A 20,078-nucleotide genomic window follows, 5' to 3' on the forward strand; every position below is an offset into this window, starting at 1 on the left:
ATAAGGGGTGTCAAGCCCGTGTCAGCGTGGCGTCACGCATCCGTCACAGTTCGGACCGGTGGGATTCGCATGTGTGCGACGCAACATCGTTACGGGCGGGTCGGGATGGGATCGATGGCGTTAACCCTGTGAAACATGGGCAACGGGTGTGTTTGCGGGTTTCAGTCGTCGCGATGCTTGCCTTTCGTCGCAAGCCAGCGGGCGTGGGCCACGCGGCGGGCGGTGGGGTCAGGCGCTTGGCCCCTGGGTCCCGGCCTTCGCCGGGGAGGCGGTAGAGGAGGCTGAATACTTAAAGACGATGGAAGCGTGCAAGCGGGTGCGATGGCCCCTCAATTCACCGCCACCAGACCCCGGAACAAGCTGGTGGCGTCGGTGCCGTTCAGGGTGACCTGACCTTGCGGCGTGATGGCCAGCGTGTATTGGTGGGTGGTGCCCATGGGCCCGGATTCCAGGCGGCCCAGGCCCTGCAGGGCGTAGAGGCCGATGGACAGGGCGGCGCCCTTCGCGCCCATCGATTGATTGATGCCGGTGATGATCTTGTCCACGCCGCGCAGCGACAGGGCAGCATTCCCAGCCACGCCGCTGGTATTGCCGGGGCTGAAGCGGAAATCGCCCTGGCCCAGGATGGTGACGTTGGGGTTCCAGAGGGTCAGTTTGGACAGTTTGATGGCACTGCCCGCCGCCGCCAGGGAAGGGGTCCAGCCATCGGCCGGTTTGGCCCCGGTCAACAACGCCTTGGGCAGGGATGTGCCGGTCAGGTTGATACTGGCGCGGACGGGCAACAGGTCAGGGGACAGGCGGTTACCGGTATGGTTCAGCCCCTCATGCGTCCAGTCCAGCGACAGGGCCGCCTTGGCCGAGGACAGGCCGGACAGCGTCAGCTTACCCTTGCCCATCTCCAGCGCACTGCGCGTGCCGTCGTCACGCACCTGTCGAAATCCGGCAATATCGGCGGACAGGTCTGCGGTGCGGGCGATGCGGTCCAGGTGGGTGCGGTCGCCGCTGGCCAGCAGGTTGCCCATGCGGCGCATGTCCAGACCATCGGCCCCGCCCTCCAGGCGCAGACGCTGCATCGCCAGTCGGTCGATGCCCATCGGGTCCTTCAGCGTCAGGGCATCGAGCGTCAGCGACACGCGCCCGCTCCACACCCCATCCTTCATGGCCTTGGGCGTCAGGACCAGGCGCAGGGCCGACAGGGAACCGGTGCCGGCCCCCAGAGCGGGTTTGAAACTCACATTGCCGATATCCAGATCGGCAGAGAGCAGGGAGCGGCCATCGCCGCTGATGGCAAGGTTCAGGGCCTGTCGGCCCAAAGCGATATCGCCCAACCGGAAGCCATTGCCGCCATAGAGCGTCAAGCCCTGCGGCACGCGCAGTTTCAACTGCCAGGAACCGTCGGGCCGGGGGGTGGCGTCGCCCTCCACCAACGGTGCCTCCACCATCCAACCGTCATTGGCGGCCAGGCGCAGCATGGGGATGCGCAGGTGATAAATCCCCGCCTTTGCCGTCACGGCCACATCGGGCACGCGCTCCACATGCAGCCGGTCACGGCTGATGGCTGATTCCGCCAGACGCCGGGACAGCATGTCCTTCAGGGCGGCTGCCTGTTCCGGGCTGGCCCCGGCAGGCGCGGCGAGGGTGAGGGCCAAAGTGGCGAGGAGGAGGAGCGCTTTTCTCATGGCCCATCTTCTGTCGCCAACAGATGGCTTTTCCATGGCCGGGCTTGCATTATCACAGGCTTCCGCCCATGGATAAGCATCATGTGTGCGCAATCATCCTCGGCATCGGGGCTGGCGACGGTCGGCACCGGCCGGGTGCTGGCGGTTCTGGGCCCCACCAACACCGGTAAGACCTATCTGGCCATGGAACGCATGGCGGCCCATGCCACGGGCATGATCGGCTTTCCGCTGCGCCTGCTGGCGCGGGAAAATTATGACAAGATGGTGCGGATGAAAGGGGCCAATGTGGTGGCCCTGGTGACGGGTGAGGAAAAGATCATCCCGCCGGCCCCGCGCTATTGGGTCTGTACAGTGGAAAGCATGCCGTTGGACCGGCAGGTGGCCTTCCTCTGCGTCGATGAAATCCAGCTTTGTGCCGACGATGAACGCGGCCACATTTTCACCGACCGACTGCTGCATGCGCGCGGCAGCGAAGAGACGATGTTCCTGGGCTCGGACATGATCCGCCCCTTGATCCAGAAACTGATCCCCAAGGTGGAGATCATCACTCGCCCGCGCTTTTCCAGGTTGTCCTATGGCGGGCACAAGAAACTGACCAAATTGCCGCCGCGCAGCGCCGTCACCGCCTTTTCGGTGACAGAGGTTTATCAACTGGCTGAGATGGTGCGTCGGTCGCGCGGGGGCACGGCCGTGGTGATGGGTGCACTCAGCCCCCGCACCCGCAATGCCCAGGTGGCCATGTATCAGGCGGGCGATGTTGATTATCTGGTGGCGACCGACGCCATCGGCATGGGCCTGAACATGGATGTCGACCATGTCTGGTTCGCCCGCATGACCAAGTTTGATGGGCAGCGGCCCCGCCGCCTGACCGCCCCGGAAGTGGCGCAGATCGGCGGGCGGGCGGGCCGGCACCAGACGGATGGCACCTTCGGCACCACCTGGGACTGCGCGCCCTTGGATGATGATATTGTGCAAGCGGTGGAGAACCATGAGTTCCCGCCGCTACAGCAGTTGGTCTGGCGCAACAGCGACCTTGATACGCGCAGTGTCGAGGGGCTGCTGCGCACCCTGGAGGCACGGCCGCCGTCACCCTTGCTGATCCGGGCGCGGCCGGCCGACGATGTGGAAGCGTTAAAGGCCCTATCGGGCGATGGGGAGGTCATGGGCCTTACCCGCCGGCCGCGCGGGGTGAAGATGCTTTGGGAGGTCTGTCAGGTTCCGGACTTCCGCAAGACCATGACGGATGCTCATACCCGCCTGCTGGGTCAGCTTTATCGCCACCTGATGGCACCGGGCGGTCGACTGCCCACTGATTTCATCGCGGGCCAGGTGCAGCGGCTGGATAATCTGACCGGTGATATCGACACGCTGGTGTCGCGCATCGCCCATGTCCGCACCTGGACCTATATCAGTCACCGGCCCGACTGGGTGACCGATCCCAAGCACTGGCAGGCGCTCACCCGTGGGATTGAGGACCGGTTGTCCGATGCCCTGCATGAACGGCTGACCCAGCGTTTTGTCGATAAACGGTCGGCCGGCCTGGTGAAATCGCTGCGCGACGGGCGTGACCTGACCGGGTTTGTGGCAGCCGATGGCACGGTTGTGGTCGAAGGCCACCCGGTCGGTGCGCTGAAAGGTCTGGCCTTCGACATGCAGGCCGATGTGGGGGAGGATGATCACCCCACCTTGATGACTGCCGCCCGCCGCGCCCTGCGCGAGGAGATCGCCCGTCGGGTGGTCGGGGTGGAAGGGGCGGCGGATGACCAGTTCAGCCTGGATGCCGACGGGATCATCCGCTGGGACGGGGTGGAACTGGCCCGGCTGATCCCGGGGGAACGACTGCTGTTCCCTGGTGTCCGGCTGTTGCGGGATGAATTGTTGGAGGGGGCGCAGCGCGATCGGGTACGCACAAGGCTGCTATCCTATGTGCAAAAACGTGTTGCCGCCGATCTCGCCCCCCTGGTTCGCCTGTCGACCGCCGATCTGACCGGCCCGGCGCGGGGAGTGGCGTTTCAACTGGCCGAGGCAGCGGGCCTCCTGCCGCGCGGCGATGTGGCCAGCCTTTTGTCCGGGATCGACAGGAAGATGATGACCGCTCTGGAACGACTGGGCGTGCGGTTCGGGGCGGCACATCTCTATCTGCCCGCCCTGATTAAACCAAGAGCGGCCGCTATGCTGGGGCTGCTCTGGTCGGTGCGCGCCGGCCTGCCACTGCCGGCCCCGCTGCCGCCGCCGGGCCGCATCTCGGTTTTGCGCAACGGGGCAGATGACGGTCTGCTGCGCGCCGCCGGCTATCTGCCGCTGGGACCGCGCGCGGTGCGGGTCGACATGGCTGACCGGTTGCAGCAGGCCATCGCCGATCGTGCGGGGGACGGGCGCCTGACGGACCTGTCGGGCTTGGCTGCCCTGGTCGCCGGCAGCAATGCGGAGATGCCGGCTATACTGGCCGCCCTGGGCTGGCGCCTGCGCAAGAAGCCGCCAGTGCTGGAAGGGCAGCAGACACCACCCGATATCTGGGTTCGGCGCCGGCCGGAGGAGACATCGGCTCTGGACGGGGCACAACGGGGACCGGCGCGCGTGGTGGTGGATGCCGACAATCCCTTTGCCGCCCTGGCCGGTCTGGCGGAGAAACTGGCAACCCCGCCCGCCCCCGCGGAACGTAAGCCCCGGCGCCGGAGGAAGAAATGACCGCAATGGCCGATCTGGCACCCTTGCTGCGCGCGGCGGAAGAACGATTGACGGCCCTGGGCGTGGAAGAGGCGCGGTTGGACCTGCTCTATCTGGCCGAACGCGCCTTTGGCATTACTTTGAGCCGTCTGCGCCGGGCGGATGGAGTATCGGTTCCCCAATCCGCTATCGCCGATTTCCAAGCCCTTGTTGACCGCCGGGCGACACGGGAACCGGTACAGCGTATCCTGGGCGACTGGGAGTTCTGGGGCCTCACCCTGGCCCTGGGTCCGGAGACCCTGATCCCCCGGGCCGATACCGAGACGTTGGTCGAAGCGGTGTTGAAGCGGCGGGCCGAGCGGCATCGGCCCTGGCGAATCCTGGATCTGGGCACGGGTACCGGGGCAATTGTGCTGGCGCTGTTGTCTGAGTATCCACAGGCCTTTGGTGTGGGGGTGGATCTGTCGCCCGATGCTGCCGCCGTGGCCCTTCACAATGCGCGGTCACTCGGTCTCGCCGACCGCGCATCGTTCCTGGCCGGTTCCTGGGCAGATGCCTTGGCAGGCCCGTTTGATATCATTGTGTCGAACCCGCCCTATATCCCCGATGCCGATATCGCTGCCCTGGCCCCGGAAGTGGCGCGGTTCGAGCCCTGGCGGGCACTGGCGGGCGGGGTGGACGGCCTGGACCCTTACCGCCATCTGGCACAGGCTTTGCCCCTGCTATTGTCTCAGGGCGGATTGGTCGGATTTGAACATGGGGCTGACCAGGGACCGGCCGTGGCGACCCTTTTGCGGGCGGCCGGGTTCCGGGATGTCGTCACCTTGTGCGATCTGGGCGGGCGCGACCGTGTGGCACTGGGGACGCACCCCGGTTGACGGCGCTGTTGTCCTCTCCCTATCCTTCCCGGCCTAGACAGGCCGGCGGGCGTTCGCCATGCCCTTGAAGGAGAGTGAGATGTTCAGCCACGTCATTCTTGGTGCCAATGATATCGACGCATCCAAGGCTTTCTATGATGCGATTCTGGCCGCCCTTGGCATCCCGCCTGGCACCATTGATGCGAAGGGGCGGGTTTTCTACCGCACGTCGACCGGCATTCTGGGCATTACCAAACCCATCAATGGCGAACCGGCAACGGGCGCCAATGGCGGCACCATCGGGTTCGCGGCGGCTTCCCCCGAACTGGTTGAAGCGTGGCATGCCGCGGGCATCGCGGCCGGTGGCACCCCCTGTGAAGACCCGCCCGGTGAACGCAGCATGGGGGATATCAGGCTTTATCTTGCGTATCTGCGCGATCCGGCGGGCAACAAGCTCTGTGCCCTGCACAGGCTGCCGGCTTAAACACCGGCAATTGGCGTTACAGGCGGGGGAATTTAACGCCCGTCTGTAACGGCCCGATAAAAAACCCTTGGAATGCAAAGCGACTATCGCTAGGGTCCGCTTCGGACGGTAGCAGCGCGTGGGGCGCCTGCCGTGGCAAAGCCCTCGGACCGGGGCTTTTGCGTCCCAGGGCAGGGCGATTTTTCGCCAGCCGAGAAGGTCAAGGCCGATAAAAACGGATAAGACGGGACGACAGGGTGTCCGGGGGCTCGAAAAAACCAGGGGCCGAGCATATAGCGAATGAGACAGGGACCCAATCAGCGGCGTGGTCGTGGTCGCGGCGGTAATGGCGGCGGCGGGAACGGTGGCGGTAACAATGGCGGGGGCAATAACGGCGGCAACCGCCGTCAGAATGTCCCGCTGCGTCACCAAAATTTCGACAGCAGCGGCCCGGACGTGCGTATCCGTGGCAATGCCTTCCAGGTCTATGAGAAGTATCAGGCGCTGGCGCGTGATGCTCATACATCCGGTGACCGGGTAGCTGCGGAAAACTATCTGCAGCACGCCGAACATTATTACCGCATCATCTGCCAGATCAATGAACAGGAAGGCCGCGCCCGGCAGCCTGTTCCCCGCCATGATGGCGGGTATGAAGGCGACGAGGCCGATGGCCAGGATGATGGCGGGCCTGATGCGTCCGATGCCGAAAGCGACCAACCGGCGGCCTGACGGGCTGCCGGTAATCCCTCGGTGGTGGCGTGCGGAACGATCAGCGTTCCGCGCGCGGCGACAACTGGAACCGCACCGTCAGGCGCCGGGTCGTAGCATCTGTGGCGATGGCAATATCCAGGACTTCACCCGACCGCGTCCAACGACCGTCGCTGCCGCGCACCCAGCCCAGTTGAGGAAGCGTGTCCGTGTAATAGCGGGTGACCGCATCGGCATTGGTACTGCCGGTGGCCGTGGCCTGCACAATGCGGCCGGTCGGATTATCGAAAACCAGCGCATCGTCCGCCATGGCCGTCAGACCGGGCGCCAATGGTACATCCTCTGTTCCAGGAACAAAGTCGGCCTTGGCCGACTGCGCCATGATGATGGCCAAAAGAACCAGCAGGGCGGGAAGCAAGGGGGTCAGGCGCCGGAACAGAAGCGGCATGGTCGTTACGTCCTCCAAGGCGTCAATGCTGATACCGGGGGCAGAAAAAGGTGGATCGGCCAGACTGCGTGATACGTTTTACGCCACCGGTGGCCGCGGGGTCGCAGTCACATCGACCGCATCCCTCTCCTTCACGGCCATAGACCTGGAAACTGTGCTGGAAATAACCCAGTTCCCCATCCGACTGCACAAAGTCGCGCAGGGTCGACCCGCCGGCCGCGATGGCCTCACTCAGCACGTCACGAATGATGGGGACCAGACGCTCAGCATCCGCGCCTGCCACGCTGTCAGCGCTGCGGGTCGGGTCGATGCCGGCGCGGAACAGCGCCTCGCAGACATAAATGTTGCCCAAGCCCGCCACCACCTTCTGATCCAGCAGCATGGATTTGATTGGGGCAGCCCGTCCGCGCAACCGGCCCGACAGGCCATCCGCATGGAACCCATTGCCCAGCGGTTCCGGCCCCAGACCGGCCAGCATGGGATGGCTGTCCATCGCCGCCTCATCAAACAGATCCATGAAGCCGAAGCGCCGCGTGTCATTATAGGTGACGACCCAGCCATCATCGGTGTGAAAGACCAGATGGTCGTGGGCAGCCGGTCGGCCAGCCGGTCCCGGCTTCACCACCATGCTGCCCGACATGCCCAGATGGATCATCCAGACCAGACCGCCCTCGACCCGGATCAGGATGTATTTGGCCCGCCGATCCAGTGACTGAACCTGCCGCCCCGTAAGGCGCTGGGCAAAATCGATTGGCAGGGGAAAGCGTAGGTCCGGGCGGTGCTGGTCGACGCGTACCAGTCGTCGGCCCTGCAATTTCAGGGCAAGGCCATTTCGGACGGTCTCCACCTCGGGCAATTCAGGCATGGGCAGGCTCGGTAACGCGAAGGACCCGGCCCTGATAGCATGGGACCGGTCCCTTGTGCGAGATGGCCCGTAAAGCCTTGGATTTGGCCTAAATCCTGGATTTATGCCGTGATGTTGGGTGAAACCGGGAAAGCTGGTCGCTGAACCATGGTCAGGCGCCATCCCGCAAGTCCACCCCCAGCGACCGCAGCGCATCCCAATATCCCGGATAGGTCTTTGCCACACAGCCTGGATCCAGAATGGTGATGCCATGAATTTTCAGCCCCGCCAGGGCAAAACACATGGCAATGCGATGGTCGGCATAGGTGTGGATATCGGTGGGGAGGGTCTGGCCAGCCAGGGCGGGGTCGGCGGCCACGATCAGGTCGTCCCCCTCTTCCCAGGCCAGACCAGACCGGATCCTGGACAGTTCTGTGGACAGGGCGCGGGTGCGGTCGCATTCCTTGACCCGCAAGTTAGAAATGCCAGTAAACCGGACGGGGCTGTTGTTGAAAGCCGCCAGCACGGCCAGCGTCGGCACCGCATCCTGCATCTGCGACCCATCGATGATGGCGGGCATATCGGGGAACTGTGCAATTACCATCTGCGCACAGGCATCAGGTTGGGTAAAGGCATCCGCTGGCACGCCCAGATCGATTCGGCCACCGGTCAGCACCTCCGCCGCCCACAGATATGTCGCCGCGGAGGCGTCGGGTTCGATACTGTAATCGGCCGCACGATAACCGGTGGGCAAGACCCGCCAGGTGGCAGCATCTTTCTGTTCCACTGCGGCCCCGAATGCGCGCATGGCGGCAACCGTCAGGTCGATATAGCCCCGCGCCCCGATATCGCTGCCGGTCAGCGCGATATCAATGGGGCCGGTCGAACAGGCGGCGGCCATCAGGATGGCGCTGACATATTGGCTGGACAGGCCGGCATCAATCTCCACCCGCCCCCCCGCCAGGGCACCACGACCATGCACCGTTACGGGCGGACAGCCGGTCGGCGCCGCCAGATCGACACCCAAGGCCGCCAACGCCTTGACCAGGGGGGCGATGGGCCGCTTGCGCATATGTTCATCGCCATCGACAACAACCGTACCGTTCACACTGGCAACGGCGGCCGTCAGGAAGCGTGTCGCGGTACCGGCGTTGCCCAGAAACAACGGACCGGCCGGGGCCATAAGTTGGCCATTGCTGGTCACGATGAAGGTTGTGGCGTCGGGTTCATCGACGGTCACGCCCATTTGGCGCAGGGCATTGGCCATATGCCGCGTATCGTCGCTTTTCAGGGCACCGGTCAGACGGCTGGTGCCAGCAGCCAAGGCGGCCAGCAGCAGGGCACGGTTGGTAATGGACTTTGACCCTGGCGGGGTAACCCGGCCCATCAGGGCATGGGTCGGCGGGATGACTGTCAATGCCGCCTTGCCCGTCACCATCGCCATCACCAATCCCCCTGCTTGCCACCCACGAAACAGGTCGCGACCCTAGCAAGCGGGCGGGCAGGCGGAAAACCCTTTTGCCATGCCATTTGCCACAGGGGCGCTTTGCGTCAGAAGCCGGCAGCCGATGCCGGCGTGAAGAAACCCTGCAACGCGGGTTGGCGTGGCAGGCTAACCCGGACACCGTCCTTCCACACGGCCAGATGACGCGACGCATCCGCCGCCGCCGCGATATCGGCCACGGGGTCACCCGACACCAGCAGCAGGTCCGCCGCTGCCCCCGCCGTTACCCGTCCCCTGTCGTGAAAATCCAGCAGATCGGCGGCGACAGAAGTGCCCGCCTTCAAGGCAGCCAGCGGGTCCATGCCCAGCGCTACCATGTGCCGAAGTTCCTGCGCATTCTCCCCATGGCGGTTGCCAGGGGTGCCCGCATCGGTGCCCATGGCCACGACACCACCCGCCGCAACAAAGCGGCGGAAACTGTCGAAATGCATAGTACCGAACCGTTCTGCCTTGGCCCGGACAAAGGCGGGCAGCCGGTCCTTCATTTCCAGCAAGGACATCATGGCGGCCAGCGTTGGCACCAGCCGCACCCCCTTGTCGATCATAATGGCGATCTGGGCATCCGTCAGTTCGAACCCGTGTTCGACCGAGTCGACTCCCGCCGCCACGGCCCGTGCAATGCCCCGCGCGCCCTGGGCATGGGCGGTGATCTTCAGCCCGAAATCATGGGCCATGGTGACGGCAGCCGCCAATTCGGCTTCTGCCGGATGCGGGGCAAGCGGGTCAACACCGCCGGTCAGCACCCCGCCGGTGGCGATCAGCTTGATACAGTCAGCCCCATGCTTGACATTGGTGCGCACGCCGCGAAGCCAGTCATTCGGACCGTCGCATTCGATACCAATCCAGGCCCCGTGCCCCCCGGTGATGGTCAGAGCCTTGCCGGCACAGCGCATGGACGGCCCGACATGCCGCCCCGCGCGGATAGCATCACGCACGGCGATTTCTAACCATTCAACACCACCCAGGTCACGGATGGACGTGATGCCACCAGCCAGGGTCACCTGGGCGTTTTCAAGCAGGCGCAGGGTGAGGTCGCCCATCGGGCGCTGGCGAAGGGTGGTGACAACATCACCTGTCGCTTCCAATGCCAAATGCACATGCGCATCCACCAGACCCGGCATGAGGGTTCCACCGGCCGTATCCTGGCGCGGGCCCGCATAACCGTCGAATTCACCCACAGGTGCTACCGATGCGATGCGCCCGTCGCTGACCAGTACACCCATCCCCGGTTGCGGAGCCGACAGCCCATCGAACAGCAGACCACCGGACAGAAGCAATTGGTCGGACATGGAAGCGTCTTCTCCGCCAGGAAAACCGGCCGTCAGCATAGCAAGGGGTCCTGGCGAAATCACGGATGACAGGAAAAAGGCCGGCCGGTTGGGGACGTGAACGCTAGGCCCGCGTCGCCGCATAGTCCCGCACGGCTGCCGCAAAGGCGGACAAGAGGGACGCATAAGGCGGGTTTTCCCAGAAGCGCCATTCCGGATGCCATTGCACACCCAGGGCGAAACCAGGCCCGCCCGTGTACCAGACACCTTCAATCTGGCCATCGGGCGCGACGGCCTCCACCGCCAAGCTGTCGGCCAGGCGATCGATCCCCTGCTGATGCAGGGAATTCACCATCATTTCTCCCACGCCAGTGATGCGGGCAAACTGGCCGCCAGGGGTGAGGGAGACAGGGTGGACAGGAGCATATTGCACGTCTAGGGGTGCGTCTTTTGGTTCCCGGTGATCCATGCGGCCCGGAACCTCCTGAATACGGGGATAGAGCGTGCCACCCAGGGCCACATTCAGTTCCTGAAACCCCCGGCAGACGGCAAAGACAGGCGTGCCGCGCGCCAACGCCGCCGTCAGCAACGGCAGGGTGGTGGCATCACGGGCGGGGTCCAACGGTGGTGTCAGCATCGCCTCGGGCAGGCCATAATGGCTGGTGTGCAGGTTGCTGGGACTGCCGGTCAGGAACAGTCCATCCAGCCGGTCCAGCAACCCGTCAATGTCCCACCAATCCCCCAGGGCCGGGATCAGCAGCGGCTGACAGTCGGCCCCGTGGCTGACGGCCCGGATATACTTATCGCCCACCACATGGAACGGATGCGGCCCCAGATCCCGTGCATCACAGGGCAGCCCGACCAACGGTCTGCGAACGATGGAGACGGGGTTGGTCATCTTGGCACAGTCTCCCAATGGCTCAGTCTCGTTCCCGTTGGCGACCAGGTTCACGGAAGTAAAACTGTTCCTTATCCAGGCTGACGCCGAATTGAGGGTTCTGCAAGGCTACTTCCGTGGTCCGCCCCTGCGCATCCAGCACCCGCCATTTGCGCAACGAGAAGGGCCGCTCCTCAAACACCAGGGTCAGGCTGCCCTGGCCGGGTTCTTTGGTCTGGACCAGCGTGATTTCCAGCAGGCCATCGTCGTCGCCAACCCGCGCCACCGTGACATCACCCGCCAGAGTGATTTTGTCCCGCAGCAGAAAATCGGCCAGCGTGCTGCCGATAGGGGCGTTCTGCTGTTCCTTGACCTCTGCATCCCAGAAATAGACGAAACGGCCATCAGCCACGATGTAGTTGCCATTGCCATCATAATCGATGCGCATGCGGCCGGGGCGCAGCATCTGAAACGTGCCGGTGGCCAGGGGGGCGCCGTCATCACTGGACTGAATGAATTGCGATTTCAGACTGCGAATATCGTTGAGGTAGGCCTCAATCGCCGGCAGGCGTGCCTGCTGCTCCGAAGTCAGGGCTGGTGGCGGCGGCGCTTTGCCCTTGGTCTGGGCGGCGACGGGCAAACAGAGGGTGGCGACGGCCAGAAGGCCCAGGATGATCTTGCGCATGGTTTCTTTTAGCCGCCGATCATGGCCGGATTATGTAGGGCCTGCGCCATCTTCGGGGCGGTCGCTCACAGCGGCCGTCGTGGTGGCCGACAAAGTGGAATGGAAGCGCGGGCGCGGCGGCGATACTGGCTGGAACTGCCCACTGGTATTGTCCAGCACGTGCAATTCTGCGCCCGCCACATCGAACAACATCCCACAGAGCCGGAGCTTTCCCGCCTTTTCCGCCTCCGCAATCCAGGGGAAGGTGCGCAGATTGGTCAGTGACAGGCGGACAACAGCACGTTCCAGTTCTGACAGGTCAGGATCAGTGCCAGCCGGCAAATCGTCGCGCAGTGCGGCCAGTGCGGGTTCCGCAATCGACATCCAGTGATCGACGAAGTCCGATTTCTGGTCGCTGCGATCCTTGGGCAGCGCCGCAACACCGCCGCACTGGCTGTGCCCCATGACAACAAGAAGCTGCACCCCCAATTCGCGCACGGCGAATTCAAGGGCGGCAGAAGTGCCATGATAATCCTTGTTGGGTGTATAAGGCGGCACCAGATTGGCCACGTTGCGAACAACAAACAGGTCGCCGGGCTGTGACGCAAAAATCAGGGTTGGGTCAACACGGCTGTCGCAGCAGGTGATCAGGGCGGCCTTGGGTTTCTGCCCCGCCCAGGCAAGAGTGCGGAAGAGGCCCCGCTGCTGCTTGAAACTGGTGCGCCGGAATTCCCGGAACCCTTTGATCAGATCCTTCGGCATGGTGCGCCCCGCATGTACGGAAGGTCCGCAGACCGGAATGTGCGTGCGCAACATGACCGTCCGCACTGGTGCTGTCTAGACCGGTGTGCGGTTTCCCTGTCATGGGCGGGCTGCGGGGCCCCCCATGACAGGGCCTGTTCAGGACACTGGCGACCCGGCCGCCACCATGACCCTGTCCCGACCCGCATGTTTTGCCGCATACAATGCCTGGTCCGCGCGGTGGATCAGGTTGTCCAGGCTTTCAGTCGGGCCACGCCATGCCGCCACACCCAGGCTTGCCGTCACCCGCACATCGACACCATCCAGGCTGGTGACGGCGGTGGCAAAGGCTTGGCGGAGCCGTTCGGCCATGCCGGCGGCCCCGGTCAGATCGGTTTCGGGTAACAGCAAGACCAGTTCTTCGCCCCCGAAACGGGCAGCCAGATCCGACCCGCGGATCGCACCGGCAACGACGGCCGCCGCGGTACGCAGCACAGCATCGCCCATGCGATGTCCATGTTCGTCATTCACCCGTTTGAAATGGTCCAGGTCGATCAACAACAATGAGAGGGGCCGCTGGTGACGGCCTGCACGCAATTGTTCGGCAGCCGCCAGTTCCATGAAACGACGGCGGTTCAGAAGACCGGTCAGCGGATCGGTGCTGGCCAGCATGTCCAGCCGGGCATTGGCGGACAGCAGATCACGGGTGCGGTCTGCCACCTCTGCTTCCAGCCGGCGGCGCTGCCGCTGCAACGCGCTGGTCCGTGCCTGGACAATCGCGGCCACCGCCAGAATGGCCAGGACCAGCCCACCCAGCCGTGCCCACAAGGTTTCATACCAGAAGGGATCAACAAGGATGGGAAGGGACAGGGTGGCCAACGGCCCTTCCTGTCCCGCCTGATAGACCTCCGCATGCAGCACATATCGCCCGGTGGGCAGGTTGGTGTAGCTGGCACCCGGTGCCCGCCCATTACTGTCCAGCCATCCCTGATCAAACCCTTCCAGACGGTGGCGATAGCGCAGGTCACCGGAAGACCGGTAATCCAGCAGGGCAAAGGACAGGGCGAGATTTCGCTGCCCGTCGGCCATGACCAGAGCCCCATTGGGACCGGGAAGTCGGCCAGGTGCGACCGACTGGTGGTTGATCTCCATACCTGTGATCCGCAGTGCGGCGACCGGTGGCGGCGGGCCGCCCCCTTCCATGTCCAGGATGGCAAGGCCCCCCAGCCCCCCCAGCAGCATGTGCCCGCCGGGGCCCCTGACCACCTTGTTCAGGATGTAGAATTTGAGGTTCGCCCCTTCCCTTTCACCCAGAAGGGTAAACCGGCTGTTCTGCGGGTTCAGCATCCCAACACGGGAGGGGGTGGTGAACCAGACCCGCCCCGCCTCATCAATGCCGATCCCACCAACATTATCATGCGGCAGGCCGTTACGCCGCCGAATGGTCCGAAATTGCGGTTTGCCAGCCAGGTCTTCCACATCGGTCACCACCAGACCGCCACCGGCGGTGGACAGCCATAATCGACCGTGCTGATCCTCGGCCAGACCCGTGATGTAGCCATGCGGCAGGCTGCTCGGATCGGAACTGTCGGGCCGGTGACTGCGGAAGCCACCACGGCCGTCATATAAAGCCAATCCCGCCGCCGTGCCCACAACCAGCCGTCCATTGCCCAGCACCAGGAGCGAGCGGACATTGTCGTTGGGCAGGCTGGCCGGATCAGCCGGGTTATGGCGGAACCGCTGACATTCGCCAGTGCTGCTGTCAAACCGGGTCACGCCCTCAAAACTGCCTGCAATCACCACATCGCCATCAGCGATCATCACATTGATGACCTGTCCGTCCAGGCACGGGATCGCCGACGGCGTTGCCGTCATGGTTTTCATGTCGATGGCAGCGACGCCGCGTGTTGCCGCCAATAACCGCCCGTCCGCTGTCGGCACCAAGGCCCGCACATCACGTCCGTTATTCGGCGCCGGCATGCGCAGCCTGTCCACCCGTCCAGCCTTAAGATCCAGCACATCGACATCGCCATTGGCCAGACCCAGCCAGACGCGGGACTGCGCATCGGTGTGGGCGACATATATCTCCGGGTTGGTCAGGCCGAGCGGCGACAGGGGCGTGGCTGGAACCACCCGCAGGCGGGTAGCGTAGGGATCGAACCGTTCCACCCCCTGGTCAGTGGAAAGCCAGACATTGCCGGCACGGTCGCGCATCAGATGGCGCAGTCGGTCACCATTCAGACTGCCCGGCAACACTGGGTCGTGGCGAATCTGGCGCAGATGGCCGGTCTCAGGGTCCAGGATGATCAGGCCAGCCCCATCGGTGGCGATCCAAAGGCCCCGGCCCGGTACATCCACCATCGCACGGATCGTGCGACGCCCGGCCAGGCCATCGCCCCCAGTGAGGCCGGGAACCGCCTGCGCACTGCCATCGGGCATCAGGAAGGCGACGCCTGAATCACCCGACCCCAGCCACAACCGCCCCTCCGGATCGCGGTGGATGACCCATATCTCGCTGTTCACGGTATCGCCAGCGGGACCGGTTGCCCGGATCAATTCGAAATGATCCTGTCCCGCCCGGCGCCGCATGAGGCCACCCATGCCACCGACCCACAGGTCGCCATTCGCCTCTTCCAGCACTGTGAACAGGCGGGAGCGAAGGGGCTGGCCCTGGGCATCACGTAAAGGGACCGGCCGCACACTGTTATCAGCCGCGCGCCATAGGAAAAGGCCGTCATCGGCCGCGACCCAGGCCGCATCGCCCAGCGGATCACGCGCCGCGACAACGGCATAGGTACGCGCAGCCGGCCCATTGGCGGCAGTGAGTCGGTAGAACCGGTCTGACTGTGCATCATATCGGACCAGACCAGCCGCTCCCATCCCGATCAGCATGCCGCCATCCGTCAATGGCAGCAGGGCCCGAACATAGATTTCTGGCAGGCGGTCGGAATCGTCCGGGTCACTTTCCCATTGGTGCAGGCGGTACCCGTCATACCGGGCCAGACCCGCGAACGTGCCGATCCAGATCAATCCGGATTTGTCCTGGGCAACGGCACTGATCGTATCGTTCGGCAGCCCGTCGTCCGTTGTCAGGTCACGGAAGTTGAGGACGGGAAAATCTCCCCATGGCTCCGCCCCTGCCCCAAGTGCCGTTGCCGGCATCGGAAGCATGGCGATCAGGAAGATGAGGCGAACCAGGGAAAATAGCCCGGTACGCAACGTCAGAAGTCGGAACATTGACAGGTTCGATACCGCGACACCGTGATCAATATGCCCGGCCAATTCCGATCCGGAAAGGGCGGTCACCTGACCAAAAGGCTGGGTTCACAAGGACGCCATGGCCAGCAGCAGGCCGGCAGCGATCAACAATGCCCCGGTCATCCGGTTCAGCCAACGTTGCGCCGCCGGCCCCGTCAGGCGCAGGGCCAGCCCCCGGCCCCCCACAGCATAAGTCATGATCCAGCCAAATTCGATCATCAGCATAGTGACCACCAGGATGGTCAATTGTGGCGCCATGGGCCGCTGCGGATCAATGAATTGCGGGAAGAATGCCGCCATGAAGACCAAAGCCTTGGGATTGGACAGCGTGATGAGCAACCCCTGCCCCAGCAGCCCCACCTGTCCGCGCCGATCGGGGCCCGCACTCATCGCTGCCTCCACCTCCCCGGCCTCCTCGCGGATCGGCGCCCGCCAGGCCTGGATGCCCAGCCAGGTGAGATAGGCGACCCCCGCCCATTTGAAGAGGGTGAAGGCCAGGGTTGAGGTTTTCAGCAGCACCCCGACCCCCAGCGCTGACAGGCCGGCCAGCAGGCCCAGCGACAGGCACATGCCGATCCCGCCCCAGGCGGCCCCCACCAGCCCGTGACGCATGCCCATCGACAGGGCCGAGAGCATGTTTGGACCCGGCGTGGCCGACAGGAAAAAGCAGGTGGTGAGGAAAATGACCAGGGTCTGGGTAGAGATCATCATGCATCCGTTCGCGGGGCGTCATCAGTGCCAGCCTTGAAAGGATGGGTGGTGGCGCTTGAACCGGAGCTGATATGCAGCACCTGCTGCGGGAAGGGAATGGTGATGCCGTCGGCGTCAAACCGCTTTTTCATACGACGGTTGAATTCCCGACCCACGGCCCATTGCTGGCCTGCCCGGGTCTTGATCCGGCCCTTGACCAGGACGGCGCTGTCCTGGAAGGCATCGACGCCGGCGATCTCGACTGGACCCAGGATGAGGGCCGCATAGTCCGGGTCGGCCTGCATCTGTGCCCCGATATCCTTCAGAACGCCCACCACCTTGTCCGTATCCACCGCGTAATCAACGGTGACATTGAGGACATAGAAGCTGAACTCCTTGGTGGAGTTGGTGATGGTGGTGACGGAACTGAACGGGATCGTATGGACGGCCCCATCATAGCCGCGCAGACGGATGGACCGGATGGACATGGCCTCCACCCCGCCCGACAGTCCGCCCACAGTGACAATGTCGCCAACACTGATCGTATCCTCGATCAGGATGAACAGGCCGGTGATCACATCCTTGACCAGGGTCTGCGCCCCAAAGCCGACGGCCAGACCAATAACGCCGGCACCGGCCAGCAAGGGCGCGATATTCACCCCCATTTCCGACAGCACGATCAGCCCGGCCATGGTGACCAAAAAGATGGTCAGGGCATTGCGCAACAGCGGCAGCAGGGTCCGCATCCGCGCACTGCGCACCAGTCGTACCCCTTGGTCATCAGTGGCGTTCAGATAACGCAGGATGGCGCCATTGATCATTTCCCAGATGACCAAAGCCAGGGTCAGCACCACCAGAATGGTGACCGCACTGGACGCCACCCTTTGTCCCAGGTCTGACCCCAGCCAGGAAAGCGCATCCGCCCCCCAGGCCTGTAACAGCAACAGCAGGGTGAACAGGCCCAGCACCACCTGCGCCACCCGGCGCAGGAAGGGCAGATAGCGGTTTGCCCGTTCCTCCAACCCCGGATAGGCAGTGCGCAAATCGGCTGGCACCTTCAGCCCCCGTTCTACCAGTCGGTCCAGCCCTTCGGACAGCAACCGGGAGATGATCAGGATGGCACCGGTGACCAGTGTGGCGCGCAGCACAAAATCGAACCCGCCCGCAATTTCCAGCGCCCAGATCAGGTAAACAGCACCCAGGTAAAGGATAGCCAGAATATGCCACACATCGCCCAGCCGATGGCGAACCAGTGACAGGGCGGCATCGCGGCGCCGCCGCGATGGCGGGGGTTCAACGGCCGGCTCATCACCCGACGCCTCTCCCGCCATGACGGCGCGCAGGCGTTCCTCGCTATCATCCGGGGTCGGTTCGGGCCGGCCCCGCAGAGCCTGTGCCACCGGTTCACGGTTTTGCAGGATCAACACGATCAGCATGGTCGTGACCAGCAGGCCCACCAGCTTCAGCCAAGCTGCATGGGGGGTGGCGGGCAGGCCCAGCACCCGCATGGCCTCGCCCGCGAAATAGCCATAGACACCAATAATGGTGATGCGGCGGGTCCAGATCAGCAGGTAGTGCGCCGTCTCGTCGCTCACCAAGGCCAACCGTAAATTGGCGGATGCAGGGGACAGCAGGACACGACTGACCACGAGCACCCCCTGCACGATCAGGCTGGCATTCAGAATGATCAGGGACGCCAGCCGCACAGCGCGTGGCGGTTCCGTTGCGGATAAAAGACCAAACCCCACCAAGGCAAACCCTGCCATGGGCAGCAAATCCAACCCCAACCGGGCCAGCAGCAAAACCAGCTTCGCCGCCAGGCCGCCGGGCACCCGCGCCCCCAATGCCGACCGGGGTCGCGACAGCAACCAGATCAGCGCAAAACGCGCGGCATAGCCGCCGCCGATGATACCGGCCAGATGCAGGGCCAGCAGGACCCAGGCATCACGCTTCACCGGGTCCACAATCTGTTGGTTCACCCAACGCAGGGCGTGGGGGGTGTCAATGACGGCCCGGCTGGCGGCGGCGACCTGCTGGCTGAACAGGTCGATACGGTCCGACAGAGTGTTCAACACCCGGCTGCCCATGGTCTCCGGCGTGGCCGTCTGCTTCTCCACGGCCTTCAATGCCTTTAACTGTGCGAGCAGCACGTCGCGCTGGGCCGGGTCCTCCAACGTCTTGATCAGCCGGTCCACCTCCGCAGCGCTGGGCTTGTCCGGCGGCGGAGGCGCCTGCGCCAGGGTGGGGCTGGTCAGCGCAAATGCGAAGGCCAGCAGCAGGAGGGCGAGCATTGCGCGGATCGGGCGAGGCTGCATGGGCAGGTCGGGCCTTTTGTTCCGGGAACTGAACAGGTTTCGCCTCCCAACATAGCGATCTTGGCCGGTTGTTCCATGGGTATTGGCCATGTGCTCAACACCTCTCGTCCCCGCCCCCATGTCGCGCTATGTATCTGACAAAGCAATCCAACGTCTAACGGACAGACCATGCCCTCCGCCGATACGCCCGATAACCCGCCCAACGCCAAGCTGGTTGAAAGCAAACAGAAATGGGCCGAGGAAGGCCGCCTGTTGACAGGTGTCGCCGCTCCACGCGCCGACCGTCTGCCCCCTGGTCAGCGGGAGGTGAAGAATTGGCCCGTGCTGGATCTGGGTATCCAGCCGGAAATTGCGCTGGATCAGTGGGAGCTGACCATTGACGGGCTTGTGGCCCACCCCACCACCTGGGGCTGGGCGCAGTTCAAAAGCCAACCGCCCTTTACCGATGTGTCGGACATCCACTGCGTCACGGCCTGGTCACGCTATGACAATCATTGGGAAGGTGTGTCGGCCCGGCATATCCTCGAGACGGTCAAGCCACTGCCGGAAGCAAAGCACATCGTCTTTCATTCCTATGATGGCTACACGACCAATGTGGCGCTGTCGGTTTTCGACGATGCCGATGTCCTGCTGGCCCATAGCTGGGAAGGCAAGCCGATCACGACCGAGCATGGCGGGCCGGTGCGGGTGATCATCCCGAAATTTTATTTCTGGAAATCGGCCAAATGGGTGAATCGCATCGAATTCGTGGCCGAGGACCGGCCCGGTTTCTGGGAGGAACGCGGTTACCATAACGAGGGCGATCCCTGGACCGAACAGCGCTATAGCTGAAGCATGGTAACCGATTCGGTCGGTTGTCAGAGAGCGGCGGCGGGCTTATATTCAAGAAGGTTGCCGGGGTGCTGCTAACACCCCGGCTCCCCCTTAGAACCGGATCATCAGGTGCAGGCTGATGCCGAAGCCTTTGAACACCAGTTCTACGGAACGGGGATGCTTATTCTCGCTAAGCATCCTTCTCGCTCCTGTGTGGCGGGGGTGGCCTATCCGCCCCCTGTTACACCACGAGGAATAGAACAGGCGAACGCTGATTCCTCT

General features: G+C 63.9%; 16 protein-coding genes. 5 read left to right on the forward strand and 11 right to left on the reverse strand.

What is annotated here, in order from left to right; all coding sequences use genetic code 11:
* Positions 1-329: 329 nt before the first annotated feature.
* Entirely contained in the window at positions 330-1,679 is a 1,350-nt protein-coding gene (locus CHU95_RS06330) for a hypothetical protein (RefSeq protein ID WP_133065454.1), read from the reverse strand.
* An 81-nt stretch (positions 1,680-1,760) separates the two neighbouring features.
* On the opposite strand from CHU95_RS06330, the gene CHU95_RS06335 reads away from it, so the two are divergent.
* The 4 genes from CHU95_RS06335 to CHU95_RS06350 all read left to right on the forward strand — a co-directional run bounded on the left by CHU95_RS06335 (position 1,761) and on the right by CHU95_RS06350 (position 6,395).
* The gene (locus CHU95_RS06335; protein ID WP_245837904.1) at positions 1,761-4,367 is read left to right on the forward strand and encodes a helicase-related protein; all 2,607 of its coding nucleotides are present in this window, start codon (positions 1,761-1,763) and stop codon (positions 4,365-4,367) included.
* On the forward strand, positions 4,364-5,224 hold the full coding sequence (gene prmC, locus CHU95_RS06340; protein WP_425435950.1) for a peptide chain release factor N(5)-glutamine methyltransferase: 861 nt from the start codon (positions 4,364-4,366) through the stop codon (positions 5,222-5,224). The genes CHU95_RS06335 and prmC overlap by 4 nt, the downstream gene beginning before the upstream one ends.
* A gap of 79 nt (positions 5,225-5,303) precedes the next feature.
* The gene (locus CHU95_RS06345) at positions 5,304-5,687 is read left to right on the forward strand and encodes a VOC family protein (RefSeq protein WP_094454859.1); all 384 of its coding nucleotides are present in this window, start codon (positions 5,304-5,306) and stop codon (positions 5,685-5,687) included.
* A 279-nt stretch (positions 5,688-5,966) separates the two neighbouring features.
* On the forward strand, positions 5,967-6,395 hold the full coding sequence (locus tag CHU95_RS06350) for a DUF4167 domain-containing protein (RefSeq protein WP_094454861.1): 429 nt from the start codon (positions 5,967-5,969) through the stop codon (positions 6,393-6,395).
* A 40-nt stretch (positions 6,396-6,435) separates the two neighbouring features.
* Here the strand turns inward: CHU95_RS06350 and CHU95_RS06355 are convergent, their stop codons facing one another.
* From CHU95_RS06355 to CHU95_RS06400, 10 genes are all read right to left on the reverse strand, one after another.
* Positions 6,436-6,822: a hypothetical protein gene (locus tag CHU95_RS06355; RefSeq protein ID WP_094454863.1), complete on the reverse strand. Its 387-nt coding sequence runs from the start codon at positions 6,820-6,822 to the stop codon at positions 6,436-6,438.
* Positions 6,823-6,844: 22 nt separating this feature from the next.
* Entirely contained in the window at positions 6,845-7,687 is an 843-nt protein-coding gene (mutM, locus tag CHU95_RS06360; RefSeq protein ID WP_094454865.1) for a bifunctional DNA-formamidopyrimidine glycosylase/DNA-(apurinic or apyrimidinic site) lyase, read from the reverse strand.
* 151 nt (positions 7,688-7,838) lie between these two features.
* Positions 7,839-9,110, reverse strand: coding sequence for a 3-phosphoshikimate 1-carboxyvinyltransferase (locus tag CHU95_RS06365; protein ID WP_245837906.1), 1,272 nt, complete (start codon positions 9,108-9,110; stop codon positions 7,839-7,841).
* Between the two features lie 107 nt (positions 9,111-9,217).
* Positions 9,218-10,459 (reverse strand): metal-dependent hydrolase family protein, encoded by a 1,242-nt coding sequence (locus CHU95_RS06370; protein WP_165772046.1) that lies wholly within the window; start codon positions 10,457-10,459, stop codon positions 9,218-9,220.
* Between the two features lie 103 nt (positions 10,460-10,562).
* Entirely contained in the window at positions 10,563-11,336 is a 774-nt protein-coding gene (locus CHU95_RS06375) for a gamma-glutamyl-gamma-aminobutyrate hydrolase family protein (protein WP_245837908.1), read from the reverse strand.
* A gap of 22 nt (positions 11,337-11,358) precedes the next feature.
* Entirely contained in the window at positions 11,359-12,000 is a 642-nt protein-coding gene (locus CHU95_RS06380; protein ID WP_094454871.1) for a LolA family protein, read from the reverse strand.
* 30 nt (positions 12,001-12,030) lie between these two features.
* A complete protein-coding gene (locus CHU95_RS06385) occupies positions 12,031-12,741 on the reverse strand; it encodes a carbonic anhydrase (protein WP_094455138.1) in 711 nt (236 codons plus the stop codon).
* Positions 12,742-12,879: 138 nt separating this feature from the next.
* Positions 12,880-16,026, reverse strand: a complete 3,147-nt coding sequence (locus tag CHU95_RS06390) for a ligand-binding sensor domain-containing protein (protein ID WP_094454873.1) — start codon at positions 16,024-16,026, stop codon at positions 12,880-12,882.
* Between the two features lie 18 nt (positions 16,027-16,044).
* Positions 16,045-16,689 (reverse strand): LysE family translocator, encoded by a 645-nt coding sequence (locus tag CHU95_RS06395; protein ID WP_245837909.1) that lies wholly within the window; start codon positions 16,687-16,689, stop codon positions 16,045-16,047.
* Positions 16,686-18,983, reverse strand: coding sequence for a mechanosensitive ion channel domain-containing protein (locus CHU95_RS06400; protein WP_245837910.1), 2,298 nt, complete (start codon positions 18,981-18,983; stop codon positions 16,686-16,688). Before CHU95_RS06400 ends, CHU95_RS06395 begins: the two co-directional genes overlap by 4 nt.
* 168 nt (positions 18,984-19,151) lie before the next feature.
* Here CHU95_RS06400 and CHU95_RS06405 point away from each other — a divergent pair, with 168 nt between their 5' ends.
* Positions 19,152-19,814, forward strand: a complete 663-nt coding sequence (locus tag CHU95_RS06405) for a sulfite oxidase-like oxidoreductase (RefSeq protein ID WP_094454875.1) — start codon at positions 19,152-19,154, stop codon at positions 19,812-19,814.
* Positions 19,815-20,078: the final 264 nt, after the last annotated feature.

Source organism: Niveispirillum lacus, assembly GCF_002251795.1.
Classification (GTDB): domain Bacteria; phylum Pseudomonadota; class Alphaproteobacteria; order Azospirillales; family Azospirillaceae; genus Niveispirillum; species Niveispirillum lacus.